Genomic DNA, 16,184 nt, shown 5'->3' with positions numbered 1-16,184 from the left:
ATCAATGGGCGCGGGGTGGCAGTTCTTCGGAAAACAGCTCGTCTTCGGCATCCGGGCTGACCGGAATCTTGTGTTCTTCCGCCGCCCAGGCGCCCAAGTCGATCAGTTTGCAGCGGTCCGAGCAGAACGGCCGGTTGACGTTGTCGGCCTTCCATTCCACGGGGGCGCCACAGGTTGGGCATTCTACGGTCAAGGGTTGGCTCATGATTGGCCTCCAGGCAAAGTCAGGTAAAAGTGATGCAGGCGTTCGACCTCGCTGTGTAACCAGGCAAGGTCGCGGTCGTTGACCAGCACATCGTCGGCGTGGCGCAGGCGTTCCTCGCGGCTGGCCTGGGCCTTGAGAATCGCCTGGACCTGCTGCTCGCTGATGCCGTCGCGCTGCAAGGTACGGGCGATTTGCAACGGCTGGGGCACATCGATCACCAGCACCCGCTGGGTCATCGCATGCTGTCCGGACTCGATCAGCAGCGGTGACACCAGAATCGCGTAAGGCGATTGGGCACGGGCCAGGTGGGCGACGATTTCCTCGGCAATCAAAGGGTGCAGCAAGGCTTCCAGCCAGCGTCGTTGTTCCGGTACTTCGAAAATCAGCTGGCGCAGGGCCGCGCGGTCCAACTGGCCGTCGGCTTGCAGCACGCCGGGGCCAAAGTGCTCGGCAATCCGCGCCAGGGCCGGGCGCCCGGGCTCGACCACCCAGCGCGCCGCGTGGTCGGCGTCGATGACATGGATACCCAGGTCGATAAAGTGCTGGGCCGCAGCGCTTTTACCGCTGCCGATGCCACCGGTGAGCCCCAGGATCCAGGGTTTGCGTACAGGGTTAGTCATTTGAAACCGACAAACTGCCAATAGAAGTCGGTCATTTGACCACCCCAGAGCAAGGCAATCCAGCCGGCAATGGCCAGAAAGGGGCCAAAGGGAATGGGCGTCGAGCCTTGTGCATTGCGCAAGCGCAGCATGACGGCCCCCAACAGAGCGCCCACCAGGGATGACAGCAGAATGGTCAGCGGCAGGATTTGCCAGCCGCCCCAGGCGCCGAGCATGGCCAACAGTTTGAAGTCGCCGTGGCCGATGCCGTCCTTGCCGGTGATCAGCTTGAACAGCCAATACACCGACCACAGACAGAGGTAGCCGCAAACGGCACCCCACAGCGCGTCATGCAGGCTGACGAACAGCTCGAAACTGTTGGCGATCAGCCCCAGCCACAAGAGCGGCAAGACCAGCGCATCCGGCAGCAGTTGGTGCTCGGCGTCGATCAGGCTCATGGCGATCAGCCCCCAACTGAGCAGCAACAACAGCCCGGCCTGCCAGCCAAAACCGAAATGCCAGGCGACAAAGGCCGAGAGCAGGCCGCAGGCCAGTTCCGTGAGGGGGTAGCGCGGGCTGATGGCGCCTCGGCAGTGGGCGCAGCGTCCCCGCAGCAGCAGGTAGCTGAGCAGCGGAATGTTTTCCCAGGCACGGATGGGCTGCGCGCAATGCGGGCAGTGGGAGTGTGGCAGCAGCAGGTTATAGGTGGGAGCCTGTGGTTCGGGTGGCAAACCGAGGATTTCGTGGGCCTGGCCGCGCCAATCGCGCTCGAGCATCTTGGGCAGGCGCCTGACCAGGACGTTGAGAAAACTGCCCACGATCAGCCCCAGGACCAGGGCGAACAACACAAAGGCCAACGGAGCGTTGGCCAGGACTTCACTCAAAGGCATGTTCAGATCGCTGTACCGAGTTGAAAGATGGGCAGATACATGGCGACGACTAGGCCGCCGACGAGAGTGCCCAGAATGATCATGATAAAGGGCTCCAGCAGGCTGGCCAGGCTGTCAGCCAGGTTATCCACTTCGGTTTCATAGTGTTGCGCGACCTTTTCCAGCATCTGCTCCAGGGTTCCGGATTCTTCGCCGATGGCCGTCATCTGGATGGCCATGCCGGGAAATACACCGCTGCTGCGCATGGCGAAGTTCAACTGCATGCCGTTGGCGACGTTCTGCCCGATGCGTTCGATGGCCTGCTGGAACACGTGGTTGCCGCTGGCTTGGGCCACCGCGCTCAAGGCCTGCAGCAAGGGCACGCCGGCGGCAAAGGTGGTGGCCAGGGTACGCGCATAACGGGCCACCGCAGACTTGTACAGCAAGGTGCCCAGCAGAGGCAATTTAAGCAGGCCGCTGTCCAGGGCATCACGCAGGCGTTTTGAGCGTCTGTGGGCATGGCGCAGGCCCAGCAGGGTACCCAGGCCGCCGAGAGCCAGCATCCACCAGCCGTGCTGCATGAGCTGCGAGAGTGCGATGACCCATTGAGTAAAGGCCGGCAGCGGGGCGTTGATGCCCGCGAACAGGCTCTGGAATTGCGGTACAACCTTGACCAGCAGAATGGCGCTGACGACCGCCGCCACGGCGACTACCGCCAATGGGTAGATCAGACTTTTCTTGACCCTGGCCTTGAGGTTCTCGCTCTTCTCCTTATAGGTGGCCACGCGCTCCAGCAGGGTATCCAGGGCGCCGGCCTGCTCACCGGCCTCCACCAGGTTGCAGTACAACTCGTCGAAGCAGCGTGGGTGTTTGCGCAATGCCGCGGCCAGGCTGTTGCCGGCTTCGATGTCTCGCTTGAGGGCCAGCACTAGAGGGCGCATGCCCGGCGTGTCCAGGCCTTCAGCGATGATGTCGAAGGCCTGCAGCAGCGGCACCCCGGCTTTCATCATGCTGGCCAGTTGGCGGGTGAACAGCGCTATGTCCCGGGCCTTGATCCTGTGCGATGGACGCAGCAGCGGTGCGGATTTGCGCCGGACCCGGTGGGGGGTGATGCCCTGTTGGCGCAGCTTGGCCCTGACCAGGGCTGGAGTCTGGGCACTCAACTCGCCGGCGAGGGGGCTACCGCTGCGGTCGCTGCCTTGCCAGGTGTACACACTGATTCTTGCCGTTCTTGGCGTCATGGTTCGGTCCTGTGTAAAGCCGTGCTCGTCCGTGAGCGCGGGGTGGCGAGCGTGTTTGGCAGACCGCCCGGCGATTGCTTTAAAGCGTAGTTGCAGGCGCCCCCGGAACGGCGCAGCGGGGTGACGGAAATTGTCAGTTTGTGCGAATCCTTGCGTGACACGGCGTCCTTAGAAAACCGTGAAAGCCTTGTTTTACGTGGCTTTCATGGCTGGCACAGGCCGTGCTTTGGCCCCCATGCAACTCATAAAACCTTTGTTTAGGCATGGAGCCTGTCTATGAAGCGTCAGTACGGTTTTACCCTGATCGAGCTACTGGTCGTGGTGGCCATTATCGGCATCCTGGCAACGGTGGCCCTGCCGCTGTATTCCAAGTACCAGGCCCGGGCCAAGGTGATGGCGGCCCTGGCTGAAGCCTCGGCCCTGAAGGTCCACTTTGAGGATGTACTCAACCAGGGCGTCGATCCGACCCTGGAACTGCTGGGCGCTATGGCCCAGAGCGCGAACTGCCTGATGACCGCGACGGGAGCGGCGAGCAGTGGAGAGGGGACGATTGCCTGCACCCTGCTCAATGCCCCAAGCCCGGTATTGAACAAGACCCTGACCCTTACCCGCTCGCCGGTGACGGGGTGGGCCTGTGCCACCTCAGTCGCCGTGGATTACGTGCCCAAGGGCTGCAGCGCAGAGAGTGCTTGAAGGCTTTTCAGTCTTGAGGTTCGACCGATAAAAGGTGGCGCCGCCACAGCGGCTCCACCAGCCCTCGGAGAAACCGCAACTTGCATGCAGATTGGCAGCCGGTCATGCAAATTGCATGATTCCGATTTTTTGTGTTTTTTTTAAGTTATTGATTTATATGTATTTTTATAGCGATCAAAAGTTGGCACAGCGCCTGCAATATCCCTAGTAACCCTGAAGCCAGGACAACGGCTCAGGCTTTCTAAAAGAACAGGAGTTACTCGTATGAAGAAGTTCGCTATCGCTGCCGCAACTGCTACCGCTCTGACCCTGACCATGGCCAACGCAGCATTTGCGCAGACCACTCAACACACTCAGTCACCTATGGTTGTAGCTGCTGGTGAAGTCGACAAGGCCAAAGAGGCGACCTCTGACACCTGGATCACCACCAAAGTGAAAAGCGACCTGGTTACCGAGAAAGGCATTCCTGGTACCGACATCAAGGTAGAGACCAACAAAGGCGTTGTGTCGCTGTCGTCCACTGTTGCGGTCACCGATGCCCAGAAAGCCACCGCTGTTGCGATCACCAAGAAAATCAAAGGCGTTAAAGCGGTTTCCGCTGACGGCCTGAAAGCCGAGTAAGGCGCACGCTTCTTGCCTGGACAGGGAGAGGTCGCGGTAGGCAATACCGGCCTACCGCTTCTCTAAGGTTCATGCGAAGACCACAAGGATGTGGTCATTACAGGCCCCGGCACCATGTGCCGGGGCCTGTTCTATTGGCGTCGGAAAAGTCCGGGGCCGGCTGGCTGGTCGCTTAGGGTTACGTCGCTCTTAGGTTTAATGAGCGTCCCGGTTTTACTCAGCGTCCAAATGCAACGGGGTCACGACGCGACCATCACTTTCCGCTTGCCCCAGGTTGGCGTCGATGAAGTACACACGGTCGTCCGCGAGTTGGCCTTTATCCACCAGGAAGTCCTTGATGCTGCTGGCCCGCTCTTGGCCCAGTTGGCGCAACAGCACGTCGCTGGAACTCCAGAACTGAATCACCCCTTCGCGCAGTTTGGCGCTGCGTTCGTCGCGGCCCAGTTGAGCCCATTCGGCCGGCGGTTGCTGCTTCAGGCGGGTGCGGTAGATGCCTTCCAGCAGCGGCGCTTTTTCATTCTCCGGCACTTGCAGCAGGGATGCCTGCGCCGGGACTTTATCGCCACGACGCTGGAGCATCTTGTAGTAGTTGTACTGGTACTCACGCTCAAGGCGTTGTTCGGCGATAAACGGGCCGTCGCTGCTTTGCGCGCTGGTGCCTTCGATCTCCAGGCGCAGGGTCGGCCGTTCCTTCAGGGCTTTGGACAAGGTGGTCAGCGCCGACTCGGACTCTTTACTCAACTCGCTGGAACCCGGGGCGAAGGACACGTTGCCGAGGTCTTGCGCACCGCCCCCGCCGATCAGCCCGCCAATGAACTTGAACGGTGCCTGGGCTGCCCGCAGGACCAGGTTGCGCAGGGTCTGCCAGACGATCGGCATGACGCTGAACTGCGGGTTATTGAGGTCGCCGGAAATCGGCAGCTCGATGGAAATCTTGCCATCGGTGTCCTTGAGCAGCGCCACTGCCAGGCGGATCGGCAGGTCCACCGCATCGGGGCTGTCGACCTTCTCACCCAGTTGCAGTTGTTCCACCACCAGCTTGTTTTCAGCTTTGAGCTGGCCCTTGGTGATCATGTAGTGCAGGTCGAGGTTGAGCCGGCCTTTGCGAATGCGGAACCCGGCGAACTTGCCCGAGTAGGGGGTCAGGGTGGTCAGCTCGACCCGTTTGAAACTGGTGGCGATGTCCAGTGCTGCCATCGGGTCGAAGGGGTTGACGCTGCCTTTGATGGTGACCGGCGCATAGCGGTCGACTTTGCCCTTGACGTCGACACTGGCCGGTTCGGCTTTGCGGCTGTCGATGGTGCCGATCTGGCCGTTGAGCTGTTGCACGGCGGTGGCGAAGTTGGGCGTCAGGCTTAGGTCGGCAAAGTTCGCCGAGCCGTCGTTGATGGCGATTTCACCGATGTGGATGCCCAGCGGTTTGCTGCTGCCCGACGACTTCTTAGCGCTGGACGAGTTGGCGCTGCCAGCCGGTTGCGGAATCAGCAGGTCATCGACGTTGGTGGTGCGGTCGTCGTTGATGATGAAACGGGCATAGGGCTGGATCAGGTTGACCCGGGTGATGTCGAGGCGGTCACCGTGCTGATAGTTGAGGCCTTCGACCACCACCTGTTTCCACTTCACGAAGTCGCGGGTCTTCAGGGTGTCCAGGGTGTGCAACTGATTGATCTCGGCGCGGCCGGTGATGCTGAAGGTCAGCGGCTCCAGTTTTTTCAGGTCCACCGCAAGGTCGCTGCCGAGCATGCCGCTGCGCAGTTCCAGACGAATGAACGGGCTGATGTAGGACTGGGCCACCCGCAGGTCGATGTCTTTGCTCTGTACCTTGAGCTTGGCGCTGACCGGCTGCAGGTTGACTTCGCCGGTGGCGAGAATCTTACCCTGCTTGCCCAGGCCGGTATCGAGCTTAAGGGTGAAAGGCGACTGGTTGAGGCTGTCGAAATTTTGCAAGTCGAGGTTCAGCGGCCCGACTTCCAGGGCGACTGCGGGTTTGGCCTGGCGATCGGCCAGGTGCACCTGATAGTTGCGCAGTTGCACATCCTTGAGCAGCACTTGCCAAGGCTTGCTCGGCGCAGCGGGAGCCGGCTTGGGTGAGTCGGCGGCGGCCGGGGTCGGCGCCGGGGCCGGTTTGGCCGGTTGGCTGGCGAAGAGCTTCTGCCAGTCCAGTTGACCGTCGGCTTCCAGGGCGGCCCAGGTTTCCAGTTTCTGGCTGCGGACCTTGCCGACGATCACCTGCTGCTTGGCCAGGTCCACCGTGGTTTCACTGACGTCCAGGCGCTCCAGGCGTGCCAGGGGGCGGCCGTCTGGCGCCTTGATGGCGAATGGCGCGACGCTCAGGGAGGTGTTGTCGAGCAGCAGTTCGGTGTTCTTCGACAGGTTGAATTTATAGTGAGTATTGAAATTCAGCACCCCGTCTTCCAGTACCAGCGGCACCGCATCGCGGACGTAGGGCCACCAGGCTTTCATCTTGCCGTCGGTGACCTTCAAGGTGCCTTCAGAAGCGATGGGAGCCAGGCTGAAGTTACCGGCCCAATCGATCTGTCCACCTTCGGGACCGGCCGCCACCAGGGTCATGTCGGCGCTGTCATCGGGCAGGGTGCTGAGGTTTTTCAACTCGAAGTCGAGTTTGTCGTAAAGGAATTCGATGGGCTCGCTGGGGCGCAGGTCCTGGAAGTGCACATAACCGCCGGCCAGCTTGATGCGCTCGATTCTCAGGGGGAAGGGCTTGGCTTCCGGATCGGCCGGGGTCGGTTCGCTGGCTGGTAGCTTGAACAGGCTCAGCAGGTTGAGTTTGCCAGCCTTGTCGAAGAGGATCTCGGTCTTGGGCTTGTCCAGTTCGACATCCGCCAAGTGCAGTGCGCGGGTCCACAGGCTGTCCAACTGCAAATTGGCGTACAGGCGTTCGAAGGCCACATGTTCCTTGCCCGGTTCGCCCAGGGTCAGGCCCCAGACGGTCAGTTCAAGGCTGAACGGGTTGAGTTCGATGCGTTGGATATGGGCCGGTGTGGTCGCGTAGTTGGCCAACTGCTGGTTGGCCACTCGCAAGGCGATGCCCGGCAAAATCAGAAAGCCCAACAGACTGTAAAGGGCCAGGGCAGTCAACAAGGCGCCGATAGCGCGAATCAATCCTTTGGTCATGCGAGGCTTCATCTGTCTGATATCGGAAGTGCCTTGGAGTATGGCACGCGTTTCCGGTTCCGAAACAATCCCTTGGATCAGGATTGTTCAGATTTCACGGACCGTATTCACAACTGCAGGATCAAGGTTTTCAAGGGGGGCTGTTGGTCGTTGGAGGGGAAATCCAGGCCCGGGGTCAGCACCTGGCAGTCGCGGACCGGGCGCCCGGCTTTTTCCGCACAGCGCAGCACTTGGTCACGCCAATCGTCCATGGCGACTTTTGCCAGGTTGTTGCAGCAGATCAGCACCCCGTCCTCGGCCGTGGCCAGCAGTGCCGGCTTGAGCAGGCTCTGATAGTCACGCAGCAGGTCGACTGTGCCGAACGCACTCTTGGCCCAGGCGGGCGGGTCCAGCAGCACCAGGTCGTATTGGCGCTGCTCCAGGCGTGGATAGCTCGGCAGTTTGTGCCCGCGCCGCTGGGTGATGGGCAGGCCGGCCAATTGGCGAATAGCCGGGAAATAATCGGACTGCACGAATTGCATCTCCGGCAGCGCGGGGTTTAGCGCACCGTTCTCTCGGCCTACTGCCAGGTTGCCTTCGGCGAAGTCCAGGTTGCACACCTCCCGCGCACCGCCGGCCGCAGCACTCAGGCCGACGCCGCAGGTGTAGGCAAAGAGGTTGAGCACGCTTTTGCCGGCGCTGTGTTGCTTGACCCAGCCCCGCGCGTTGCGCAGGTCGAGGAACAGCAGCGGGTCTTGCCCGGCATGACGGCCGCGGACCCGATAATTCAGGCCCCACTCGTGACCGACCAGGTCTTGCAGGGCTGCGTCTTCGGCGCGGTACACGCTGTCTTCGCGGTCGATGCGCGAGTTGCCTCGGGAGCGGTCGTTGTAGACTAGCAGGCTGGGCAGGTCCAAGGCCTGTTCGACCGTGGCATGCAGCTCCAGCAGCGCCTCGCGTTCCAGGGGCTGGTGGAAGCTTTGCACCAGCAGTTGCGGGCCATAGCGGTCGATGGTCAGGCCGCCGGCGCCTTCCTGGCTGCCGTGGAACAGCCGGTAGCAGTCGGTGCCTTGCTGATGCAGCTCGGCGAGCAGGTCCTGGCGATGATCGAGGGCGGCGCGCAGCGCCTGATTCAAGGAAGACATGCGTGGCGCCTTGCGATGGATTGGGCGCGGCAGTTTAACAGCGTCGGCGAGTGGGGCGATGTTTTTGCAGCCCTACAGCCCCATGCGCCGCTTTGCTCGTTGTACCGAACCGTTGCGTACCGCCCAGCGCAGCATCGGCGCGCTGCGATTGACGCTGGCGCGAATCAGTTTGCGTTGCAGAGGGCTCTGGGTGATGTCGAGCATGGTGCTGGCCCAATCCGGCAGCAGGTCGATAGCGGCTTGCATCATCAGGGCGCCGAAGGGCTTGGCCAACTGGCTGGGGGCGGGCGCAGCCAGCAGCAGGCGCAGCACCTCGCGGCTGCGCTCGTCGCACAGCAGTTCGGGGCGCAGGCGTTGCAGGTAGTCGGCCACCTCCCGGCGCGAGCGAGGAACCTCCCGGGCACCCAGGCGTTCGGCAATCAGGGCGATTTCGGCGTAGTAACGATCCTGGTCGGCCGCCGATAACTGTGGGTTGCGGTAACGCAGGTGAGCGGCAAGAAAACTGCTGACTTCGGCGACATGCACCCAGGTCAGCAAGTCCGGATCGCTGGCCGCGTAGGGCCGGCCATCGGGGGCCGTGCCGACGATGCGCAAGTGAATGGTGCGCACCTTGTCGATCAGCCATTCGGCGTCCTGGCGCGAACCAAAGGTGGTGCCGGAAATGAACTGGCCGGTACGGCGCAGGCGCCCGAGCATGTCCTGGCGAAAGTTCGAGTGGTCCCAGACACCGGCCAGGGCCAGCGGGTGCAAGGCCTGCATCAGCAGGGCACTGATGCCACCGATCAACATGCTGCTGAAGTCGCCATGCACCTGCCAACTGACCGAGTCCGGGCCGAACAGGCCGGGGTCGCCCTTGGGGTTTTCGAGGTCAAGTTGGCCCAGTGACAGGCCGGACAAACTCATCACCTGGTGTTCGATGCGACTGCGGATGAATTCCATAAGGGTTCGATGCGTGGCTGGAAAAGTAGGCGCGGCTTGCACCGCGCCGCCATCAGATCAGGCGTTCAGGCGTTTGTCGATCAGCCCGTCGACCACGCTCGGGTCGGCCAGGGTCGAGGTGTCACCCAGGGTATCGAGTTCGTTACAGGCGATCTTGCGCAGGATGCGCCGCATAATTTTGCCCGAACGGGTTTTTGGCAGGGCCGGAGCCCACTGGATCAGGTCCGGTTTGGCGAAGCTGCCGATTTCCCGGCTGACCAGTGCCAGCAGTTCCTTCTTCAGTGCCTCGTCGGGTTCAACGCCCTGCATCGGTGTGACAAAGGCATAGATGCCTTGGCCCTTGACGTCATGGGGGTAGCCCACCACCGCCGCCTCGGCGATGTTGTCGTGCAGCACCAGGGCGCTTTCCACTTCTGCGGTACCGATGCGGTGCCCGGACACGTTGATCACGTCGTCAATACGCCCGGTGATCCAGTAGTCCCCATCCTCATCGCGGCGGGCGCCGTCGCCGGTGAAGTAGTAGCCGGGGTAGGGGGCGAAGTAGGTTTCGACCATGCGTTTCGGGTCGCCGTAGACGCTGCGGATCTGCGCCGGCCAACTGGCCTTGATCGCCAGGATGCCGCTGCCGGCGCCCTGGATTTCCTGGCCCTGGTCGTTGAGCAGCACCGGTTGTACGCCGAACATCGGGGTTGAGGCGCAACCGGGTTTGATCCGGGTGCTGCTGACCAGGGGGCTGAGCATGATGCCGCCGGTCTCGGTCTGCCACCAGGTATCGACGATCGGGCAGCGCTGCTGGCCGACGGCATTGAAGTACCACTCCCAGGCTTCCGGGTTGATCGGCTCGCCGACACTGCCCAGCAGGCGCAGGCTGCTGCGCGAGGTTTTTTCCAGCGGCCCGGAGCCTTCACGCATCAGCGCACGCAAGGCGGTGGGCGCGGTGTAGAAAATATTGACTTGGTGCTTGTCCACCACTTCCCAGAAGCGCGAACTGCTGGGGTAGCTGGGCACGCCTTCGAACATCAGGGTGGTGGCGCCATTGGCCAGGGGGCCGTACAGAATGTAGCTGTGCCCGGTGACCCAGCCAACGTCGGCGGTGCACCAGAAGACTTCGCCGTCGCGGTAGTCCAGCACGTACTTGAAGGTCATGGCTGCTTGCAGCAGGTAACCGCCGGTGCTGTGCAGTACGCCCTTGGGTTTGCCGGTGCTGCCGGAGGTATAGAGGATAAACAGCGGGTCTTCGGCGTCCATCGGCTCGGCGGGGCATTGGTCGCTGGCGTCGTTGACTGCCTGTTGGTACCACAGGTCGCGGCCCTGCACCCAGTCCACGGGGTTGTTGGTCCGTGCGACCACCACCACGCTGCTGACATCCGGGCAACTGAGCAGGGCTTTGTCGACGTTGTTCTTCAAGGGCACGAACTTGCCTCCGCGCACGCCTTCATCAGCGGTGATCACGGTCCGGCAATCGGCGTCGCGAATCCGGTCACGCAGGGCTTCGGGCGAGAAGCCACCAAAGACCACTGAGTGCACCGCGCCGATACGGGTGCAGGCGAGCATGGCGTAGGCCGCTTCGGGAATCATCGGCATGTAGATGCATACGCGGTCGCCTTTCTTCACGCCACGGCTTTTCAGTACGTTGGCCAGGCGGCAGACCCGTTGGTGCAGTTCTCGGTACGTAATGCGCTGGGAGTCGTTTGGGTTGTCACCCTCCCAGATGATCGCGGCCTGATCGCCGCGTTTTTCCAGGTGACGGTCGATGCAGTTGTCGCTGACGTTGAGTTGACCACCGCTGAACCAACTGGCGGCACCGGTGCGCATGTCGTGGCTGTGGACCTGAGTCCAGGGTGTGCTCCAACGCAGGAAGCGCTTGGCCTGTTCGGCCCAGAAGGTGTCGGGCTGCTCAATCGACTGGCGGTAGAGGCTTTGGTAGTCGTCTTGGCTGAGTTGTGCCGCCTGGCGGACGGCATCGGCGTGTGGATAACGGCTGATATCGAACATGACGGATCCTTATTCTTGTTTTACGACAAGGCATAAGGGTGCGCAGAAAGGCGGGCAAGGTTCAAGGGGGAGGGTTGCAGGGGCCGGCTGGCCGGCCCCTGCAAAGGTAAAGCGCGGATCAGCCGCGGTGGCGACCGCGGAAGTAGTTGATCAAGCCTTGGGTGGAAGCATCTTCGGCCGGGGTTTCTTCGCTGCCGGTGAGGCGGCTGTAGACGCCCTTGCCCAGTTCCTTGCCCAGCTCCACGCCCCACTGGTCGAAGGCGTTGATGCCCCAGATCACGCTCTGTACGAAGACTTTGTGTTCGTACATCGCCACCAGCGCGCCCAGGCGCCGCGGGCTGATGCGCTCGACCACCAGGGTGTTGCTCGGACGGTTGCCCGGGATCACCTTGTGCGGTGCAAGTTTCTGCACTTCGTCTTCGCTGAGGCCTTTTTCACGCAGCTCGGCTTCGGCCTCGGCGCGGGTCTTGCCGAGCATCAGCGCCTGGCTTTGCGACAGGCAGTTGGCGTACAGCCATTGATGGTGATCGGCCACCGGGTTGAAGCTGACGATCGGCACGATGAAGTCGGCCGGGATCAATTGGGTGCCTTGGTGCAGCAACTGGTGGTAAGCGTGCTGGCCGTTGCAGCCGACGCCGCCCCAGATCACCGGACCGGTGTCGGTGGACACGGGCGTACCGTCCTGGCGTACGCTCTTGCCGTTGGATTCCATGTCCAACTGCTGCAGGTGCTTGGTGATGTTACGCAGGTAGTGGTCGTACGGCAGGATCGCGTGGGCCTGGGAGCCCCAGAAGTTGCCGTACCACACGCCAAGCAGGGCCAGCAGCACCGGCATGTTCTGTTCGAACGGAGCGCTCTGGAAATGCTGGTCCATGGTGTAGGCGCCGGACAGCAGCTCCTTGAAGTTGGACATGCCGATGGCCAGAGCGATAGGCAGGCCGATGGCCGACCACAGCGAGTAGCGCCCGCCGACCCAGTCCCACATCGGGAAGATGTTCTCTTCGCGAATGCCGAAAGCCACTGCCGCCGCATTGTTGCTGGAAACGGCGATGAAGTGCCGGTACAGCTCGGCTTCTGAACCGCCCTGGGCCAGGTACCAAGCCCGGGCTGCCTGGGCGTTCTTCAGGGTTTCCAGGGTATTGAAGGACTTGGACGAGACGATGAACAAGGTGGTTTCAGCACGAATCTTCGCCGACAACTCATGGAACTCACTGCCGTCGATGTTCGCCAGGTAGTGGCAGCGCACGCCTTTGTGGGCGTAGGACAGCAGTGCCTCGGACACCAGTTCCGGGCCCAGGAAGGAGCCGCCGATGCCGATGTTCACCACGTCGGTGATCGGTTTTTCGCTGTAGCCGCGCCACAGGCCGTCGTGGATGCGGCCGACCAGCTCGGTGATCTGGTTCAGTACCTTGTGCACTTCGGGCATCACGTTGACGCCGTTGACCGACAGCTTGTCGCCCACTGGACGGCGCAGCGCGGTGTGCAGGGCCGGACGCCCTTCGGAGGAGTTCACGGTCTCGCCGGAAAACAGTGCCTTGATCGCATCCTTCAGGCCGACTTCGTCGGCCAGGCCCACCAGCAGGTCGCGGGTTTCGCTGCTGATCAGGTTTTTCGAGTAATCCAGAAATAGCCCACAGCTGCTCAGGCTGAAGTGATGAAAGCGCTGTGGGTCGGCATTAAAGGCCTCGCGCATGCTGAAATCCTGCATGGCTTGGCGGTGGTCATTCAACGCTTGCCAGGCGGGCAGAGCGGTAACGTCGTGAGGAGTGCGGTAGTACGCCATCGCTGCGGTTTTCCTTTTGCTTGAACTGCCTTTTGGACACTGAATAGCCCGGAACGTCCTGCGTGGGGGCAGGGTCCAGGTTCGGTCAACCCTGCGCTGACACGATTCATCACGCAGGGCGATTACAGTAACTCCCGCGTGCCGATCTGTCTTGGCTTTGTCTGACCGCTGGCCGGTACTTTTTTATACCGGTGCAGGCTTCCAGAGCTCCAGGCGGGTTTGCGGATGAAGAAATCGGGGAAAGGGCTCAGGCCAACTGAATAGCAAGCGTGCGGCTGGTGTGGCTCAGTTCGTTGCCGGGCGTCCTGTGCAGATGCGCGGCTTGAAGTTGAGCCTGATGGCGTGCCTGAGTGTTCCCGGGGCAGATCCTTGAACGGGGCCTGGCAGTTGTGGCTGCAGGCCCCGGCGGGCGGCAGTTTGCCCGAAGGTGTGACGCCGGGCAATCCGGCGTTTACGCCGGTGTGTCGAGGTTCAGGTGCAGGTTGTCGATCAGTCGTGTGGCGCCCAGGTAGGCGGCCACCAGAATCACCAGGTCGCGATCATCGGCAGTGGCTGGACGCAGGTTCATGGCCTGGCGAATTTCCAGGTAGTCCCGACGGAACCCTTGGGCTTCGAGTTGTTGCTGCTGTTCGGCCAAGAGCTTCGGGTAGTCCCGCTCGCCGTCGCGAATGGCCTGGGCGATCTGGCTCAGGCTGCGATACAAGGCCGGGGCGATGGCCCGCTGTTCTTCGTTGAGGTAACCGTTGCGTGATGACAGGGCCAGGCCGTCGGCAGCACGCACGGTGGGCTCGCCAATGATCTGGATCGGCAGGTTCAGGTCGTGGGCCAGGGCGCGGATGACCGCCAGTTGCTGGAAGTCCTTCTGGCCGAAGACAGCGAGGTCCGGCTGGACCATGTTGAACAGCTTGCTGACCACCGTGGCCACGCCTTCAAAGTGCCCTGGACGGCTGGCGCCGCACAGGCCTTCGGAGAGCTGGGGCACGCTGACCCGGGTCTGCCCGGCCATGCCATCGGGGTACATCTCTTCAACGCTGGGGGCGAACAGCAAATGGCAGCCGGCCTCCAGCAGCTTTTCCTGGTCGGCAAGCAAGGTGCGCGGATATTTGTCCAAGTCTTCGCCAGCGCCGAATTGCAGCGGGTTGACGAAGATGCTCGCGACCACGAAGTCCACACGCTGGGCGGCCTTGGCCACCAGCGCCGCGTGGCCGCTGTGCAAATTGCCCATGGTGGGCACGAAGCCGATGCGTTTGCCTTCATTGCGCGCACGGGCAACAGCTGCGCGCAGTTCGCGCACGGTTTTTACAGTGTTCATGCGGAAAACCCGTGCTCGACGCCTGGGAAGGTCCCGGCTTTGACTTCAGCGACATACGCGCTGAACGCGGCTTGAATACTGTCTTTGCCTTCCATGAAGTTCTTCACGAATTTTGGCGCACGACCGGTGAGGGACAGCCCCAGCATGTCGTGCATGACCAGCACCTGGCCGTCGGTGGCACTGCCGGCACCGATACCGATCACCGGGATTTTCACCGCTTGGGTGATTTCTGCTGCCAGCTCGCTGGGTACGCATTCCAGCAGGAGCATGGCTGCGCCGGCCTGTTCCAGTGCAATGGCGTCAGCGCGCATCTGCCGCGCCTGGTTTTCATTGCGCCCCTGGACCTTGTAGCCGCCGAGGATGTTCACCGCTTGTGGGGTCAGGCCCATGTGGGCGCACACCGGAACACCGCGCTCGGCCAACAGGCGAATCGACTCCGCCAACCACACGGCACCTTCGACCTTGACCATGTGCGCACCGGCCTGCATCAGCTGGGCGCTGTTGTTCAGCGCTTGTTCGGTGGTGGCGTAGGCCATGAAGGGCAGGTCCGCGAGGATCAGGGCACCCTGGTTGCCGCGTTTCACCGCCGCCACGTGGTAGGCCATGTCGGCAGTGGTCACTGGCAGGGTGCTGTCGTGCCCCTGCAGGACCATGCCCAGGGAGTCGCCCACTAGCAGGACTTCGACGCCAGCCTGGCAGCTGGTGTGGGCGAAGGTCGCGTCATAGCAGGTCAGCATGGTGATCTTTTCACCTTTCTGCTTGAGGCTTTGCAGGGTGGTCAGAGTGATGTCTGGCATGAAAAGGGGTCCTCATTCAGGCGCTTTGGAAACTACTGCGAGTAACGCGCGTGATTCTTCGTTATTCAGGCGCACGGTCTTGTGTCGTGCTTATAGAGCCTGGTTTCAAGCGATGTGCCTCAATGGCAGGCGTTCGGCCTGCGCTGCGTGCACCTGACCCGGTGCTCGGCGCAGCTGTAAACAGCGGGTGCCACCGCCCTTATGCAGCTGTGGATGCCGGTTCTTCCCTGGGGTTGCTACGCCTACACATAGCTTGAATTGCGCCCTGTAACGCCATGACGGCGGCAACGGGACGCCTATAGTCGTGAGGAGAACTCGGGAAGTCAATTAGATGTGTTACCGCCTTGTTACGCCGTGGGTGTTACCGCCGTTACTGATGCGATTCAGCTTTCAGGCGAGGCGTTCCAGGCCGACAAATGGGCAGGCGGCAAGCAAATCCTTGAGGTGGCGGCCATCGGGCAGTTGCAGGTTTTCCGGGGCCAGCTCCGCCAGGGGATAGAGGACGAAGGCGCGCGCTGCATATGGTAGTGGGGGACCTTGAGGCGGGGTTCGTCGATCAGACGATCGCCAAACAGCAAGATGTCCAGGTCGAGGGTTCGCGGTCCCCAGCGTTCAAGGCGCTCGCGGCCTTGATCGTTTTCGATGGCTTGCAGCGCATCGAGCAGTGCCAGGGGCGCGAGGTCGCTGTCCAGGGCCGCCACCGCATTGGTGTAGCGAGGCTGGCCAGGCAGCAGGGAGTCGCTTTGATAAAAGGCTGAGGTCCCGACCAATCGGCTTTGCGGCAACTGCGCCAGCGCGTCGATCGCGCTGCGCAGTTGTGCTTCCGGGGCCGCCAGGTTGCTGCCCATGCCGATGTAGATGCGTTCCATCA

General features: G+C 62.0%; 13 protein-coding genes and 1 pseudogene. 2 read left to right on the top strand and 12 right to left on the bottom strand.

Going from position 1 to position 16,184, the window contains the following annotated elements; translation table 11 throughout:
• Nucleotide 1 precedes the first annotated feature (1 nt).
• Genes yacG through M1B35_RS19255 form a run of 4 tightly spaced genes read right to left on the bottom strand, consistent with a single transcriptional unit; the run spans nucleotide 2 to nucleotide 2,914 of the window.
• On the bottom strand, nucleotides 2-205 hold the full coding sequence (yacG, locus tag M1B35_RS19270) for a DNA gyrase inhibitor YacG (protein ID WP_123334927.1): 204 nt from the start codon (nucleotides 203-205) through the stop codon (nucleotides 2-4).
• Nucleotides 202-825 (bottom strand): dephospho-CoA kinase, encoded by a 624-nt coding sequence (coaE, locus tag M1B35_RS19265; RefSeq protein ID WP_268262788.1) that lies wholly within the window; start codon nucleotides 823-825, stop codon nucleotides 202-204. The genes yacG and coaE overlap by 4 nt, the downstream gene beginning before the upstream one ends.
• Nucleotides 822-1,694 (bottom strand): prepilin peptidase, encoded by an 873-nt coding sequence (locus M1B35_RS19260; protein ID WP_268262787.1) that lies wholly within the window; start codon nucleotides 1,692-1,694, stop codon nucleotides 822-824. The genes coaE and M1B35_RS19260 overlap by 4 nt, the downstream gene beginning before the upstream one ends.
• Nucleotides 1,695-1,696: 2 nt before the next feature.
• On the bottom strand, nucleotides 1,697-2,914 hold the full coding sequence (locus M1B35_RS19255; RefSeq protein ID WP_123334933.1) for a type II secretion system F family protein: 1,218 nt from the start codon (nucleotides 2,912-2,914) through the stop codon (nucleotides 1,697-1,699).
• Between the two features lie 276 nt (nucleotides 2,915-3,190).
• On the opposite strand from M1B35_RS19255, the gene M1B35_RS19250 reads away from it, so the two are divergent.
• Together M1B35_RS19250 and M1B35_RS19245 are read left to right on the top strand one after the other, a co-directional pair.
• Nucleotides 3,191-3,607 (top strand): pilin, encoded by a 417-nt coding sequence (locus tag M1B35_RS19250; RefSeq protein WP_123334935.1) that lies wholly within the window; start codon nucleotides 3,191-3,193, stop codon nucleotides 3,605-3,607.
• 264 nt (nucleotides 3,608-3,871) lie between these two features.
• Nucleotides 3,872-4,228, top strand: a complete 357-nt coding sequence (locus M1B35_RS19245; protein WP_123334937.1) for a BON domain-containing protein — start codon at nucleotides 3,872-3,874, stop codon at nucleotides 4,226-4,228.
• A 213-nt stretch (nucleotides 4,229-4,441) separates the two neighbouring features.
• Here M1B35_RS19245 and M1B35_RS19240 read toward each other — a convergent pair whose 3' ends face one another.
• From M1B35_RS19240 to folK, 8 genes and pseudogenes are all read right to left on the bottom strand, one after another.
• Nucleotides 4,442-7,363 (bottom strand): DUF748 domain-containing protein, encoded by a 2,922-nt coding sequence (locus M1B35_RS19240; RefSeq protein WP_268262786.1) that lies wholly within the window; start codon nucleotides 7,361-7,363, stop codon nucleotides 4,442-4,444.
• Between the two features lie 107 nt (nucleotides 7,364-7,470).
• Nucleotides 7,471-8,487 carry a class I SAM-dependent rRNA methyltransferase gene (locus M1B35_RS19235; protein ID WP_268262785.1) on the bottom strand — a complete coding sequence of 339 codons (1,017 nt, stop codon included), beginning with the start codon at nucleotides 8,485-8,487 and terminating at the stop codon, nucleotides 7,471-7,473.
• 72 nt (nucleotides 8,488-8,559) lie between these two features.
• The gene (locus tag M1B35_RS19230) at nucleotides 8,560-9,426 is read right to left on the bottom strand and encodes an oxygenase MpaB family protein (RefSeq protein ID WP_268262784.1); all 867 of its coding nucleotides are present in this window, start codon (nucleotides 9,424-9,426) and stop codon (nucleotides 8,560-8,562) included.
• Nucleotides 9,427-9,483: 57 nt separating this feature from the next.
• Nucleotides 9,484-11,421 carry an acetate--CoA ligase gene (gene acs / locus M1B35_RS19225; protein ID WP_268262783.1) on the bottom strand — a complete coding sequence of 646 codons (1,938 nt, stop codon included), beginning with the start codon at nucleotides 11,419-11,421 and terminating at the stop codon, nucleotides 9,484-9,486.
• A gap of 118 nt (nucleotides 11,422-11,539) precedes the next feature.
• Nucleotides 11,540-13,204 carry a glucose-6-phosphate isomerase gene (pgi, locus tag M1B35_RS19220; RefSeq protein WP_123334947.1) on the bottom strand — a complete coding sequence of 555 codons (1,665 nt, stop codon included), beginning with the start codon at nucleotides 13,202-13,204 and terminating at the stop codon, nucleotides 11,540-11,542.
• Between the two features lie 451 nt (nucleotides 13,205-13,655).
• Nucleotides 13,656-14,516 carry a pantoate--beta-alanine ligase gene (gene panC / locus M1B35_RS19215; protein WP_123334948.1) on the bottom strand — a complete coding sequence of 287 codons (861 nt, stop codon included), beginning with the start codon at nucleotides 14,514-14,516 and terminating at the stop codon, nucleotides 13,656-13,658.
• Entirely contained in the window at nucleotides 14,513-15,313 is an 801-nt protein-coding gene (gene panB, locus M1B35_RS19210) for a 3-methyl-2-oxobutanoate hydroxymethyltransferase (RefSeq protein ID WP_268262782.1), read from the bottom strand. The genes panC and panB overlap by 4 nt, the downstream gene beginning before the upstream one ends.
• A gap of 390 nt (nucleotides 15,314-15,703) precedes the next feature.
• A pseudogene (gene folK / locus M1B35_RS19205) lies at nucleotides 15,704-16,182 on the bottom strand (2-amino-4-hydroxy-6-hydroxymethyldihydropteridine diphosphokinase).
• Nucleotides 16,183-16,184 lie beyond the last annotated feature (2 nt).

The sequence above is a fragment of the Pseudomonas morbosilactucae genome, assembly GCF_023241665.1.
Taxonomy (GTDB): domain Bacteria; phylum Pseudomonadota; class Gammaproteobacteria; order Pseudomonadales; family Pseudomonadaceae; genus Aquipseudomonas; species Aquipseudomonas morbosilactucae.
This window is presented reverse-complemented; position numbering and strand designations above follow the sequence as displayed.

Excerpts from the sequence above, each read along its gene's own strand:
- coaE (WP_268262788.1), bottom strand. The coding sequence starts at position 825 with ATGACTAACCCTGTACGCAAACCCTGGATCCTGGGGCTCACCGGTGGC.
- panB (WP_268262782.1), bottom strand. The coding sequence starts at position 15,313 with ATGCCAGACATCACTCTGACCACCCTGCAAAGCCTCAAGCAGAAAGGT.
- M1B35_RS19240 (WP_268262786.1), bottom strand. The coding sequence starts at position 7,363 with ATGACCAAAGGATTGATTCGCGCTATCGGCGCCTTGTTGACTGCCCTG.
- M1B35_RS19260 (WP_268262787.1), bottom strand. The coding sequence starts at position 1,694 with ATGCCTTTGAGTGAAGTCCTGGCCAACGCTCCGTTGGCCTTTGTGTTG.
- yacG (WP_123334927.1), bottom strand. The coding sequence starts at position 205 with ATGAGCCAACCCTTGACCGTAGAATGCCCAACCTGTGGCGCCCCCGTG.
- M1B35_RS19230 (WP_268262784.1), bottom strand. The coding sequence starts at position 9,426 with ATGGAATTCATCCGCAGTCGCATCGAACACCAGGTGATGAGTTTGTCC.
- M1B35_RS19255 (WP_123334933.1), bottom strand. The coding sequence starts at position 2,914 with ATGACGCCAAGAACGGCAAGAATCAGTGTGTACACCTGGCAAGGCAGC.
- M1B35_RS19235 (WP_268262785.1), bottom strand. The coding sequence starts at position 8,487 with ATGTCTTCCTTGAATCAGGCGCTGCGCGCCGCCCTCGATCATCGCCAG.
- acs (WP_268262783.1), bottom strand. The coding sequence starts at position 11,421 with ATGTTCGATATCAGCCGTTATCCACACGCCGATGCCGTCCGCCAGGCG.
- panC (WP_123334948.1), bottom strand. The coding sequence starts at position 14,516 with ATGAACACTGTAAAAACCGTGCGCGAACTGCGCGCAGCTGTTGCCCGT.
- M1B35_RS19250 (WP_123334935.1), top strand. The coding sequence starts at position 3,191 with ATGAAGCGTCAGTACGGTTTTACCCTGATCGAGCTACTGGTCGTGGTG.
- pgi (WP_123334947.1), bottom strand. The coding sequence starts at position 13,204 with ATGGCGTACTACCGCACTCCTCACGACGTTACCGCTCTGCCCGCCTGG.
- M1B35_RS19245 (WP_123334937.1), top strand. The coding sequence starts at position 3,872 with ATGAAGAAGTTCGCTATCGCTGCCGCAACTGCTACCGCTCTGACCCTG.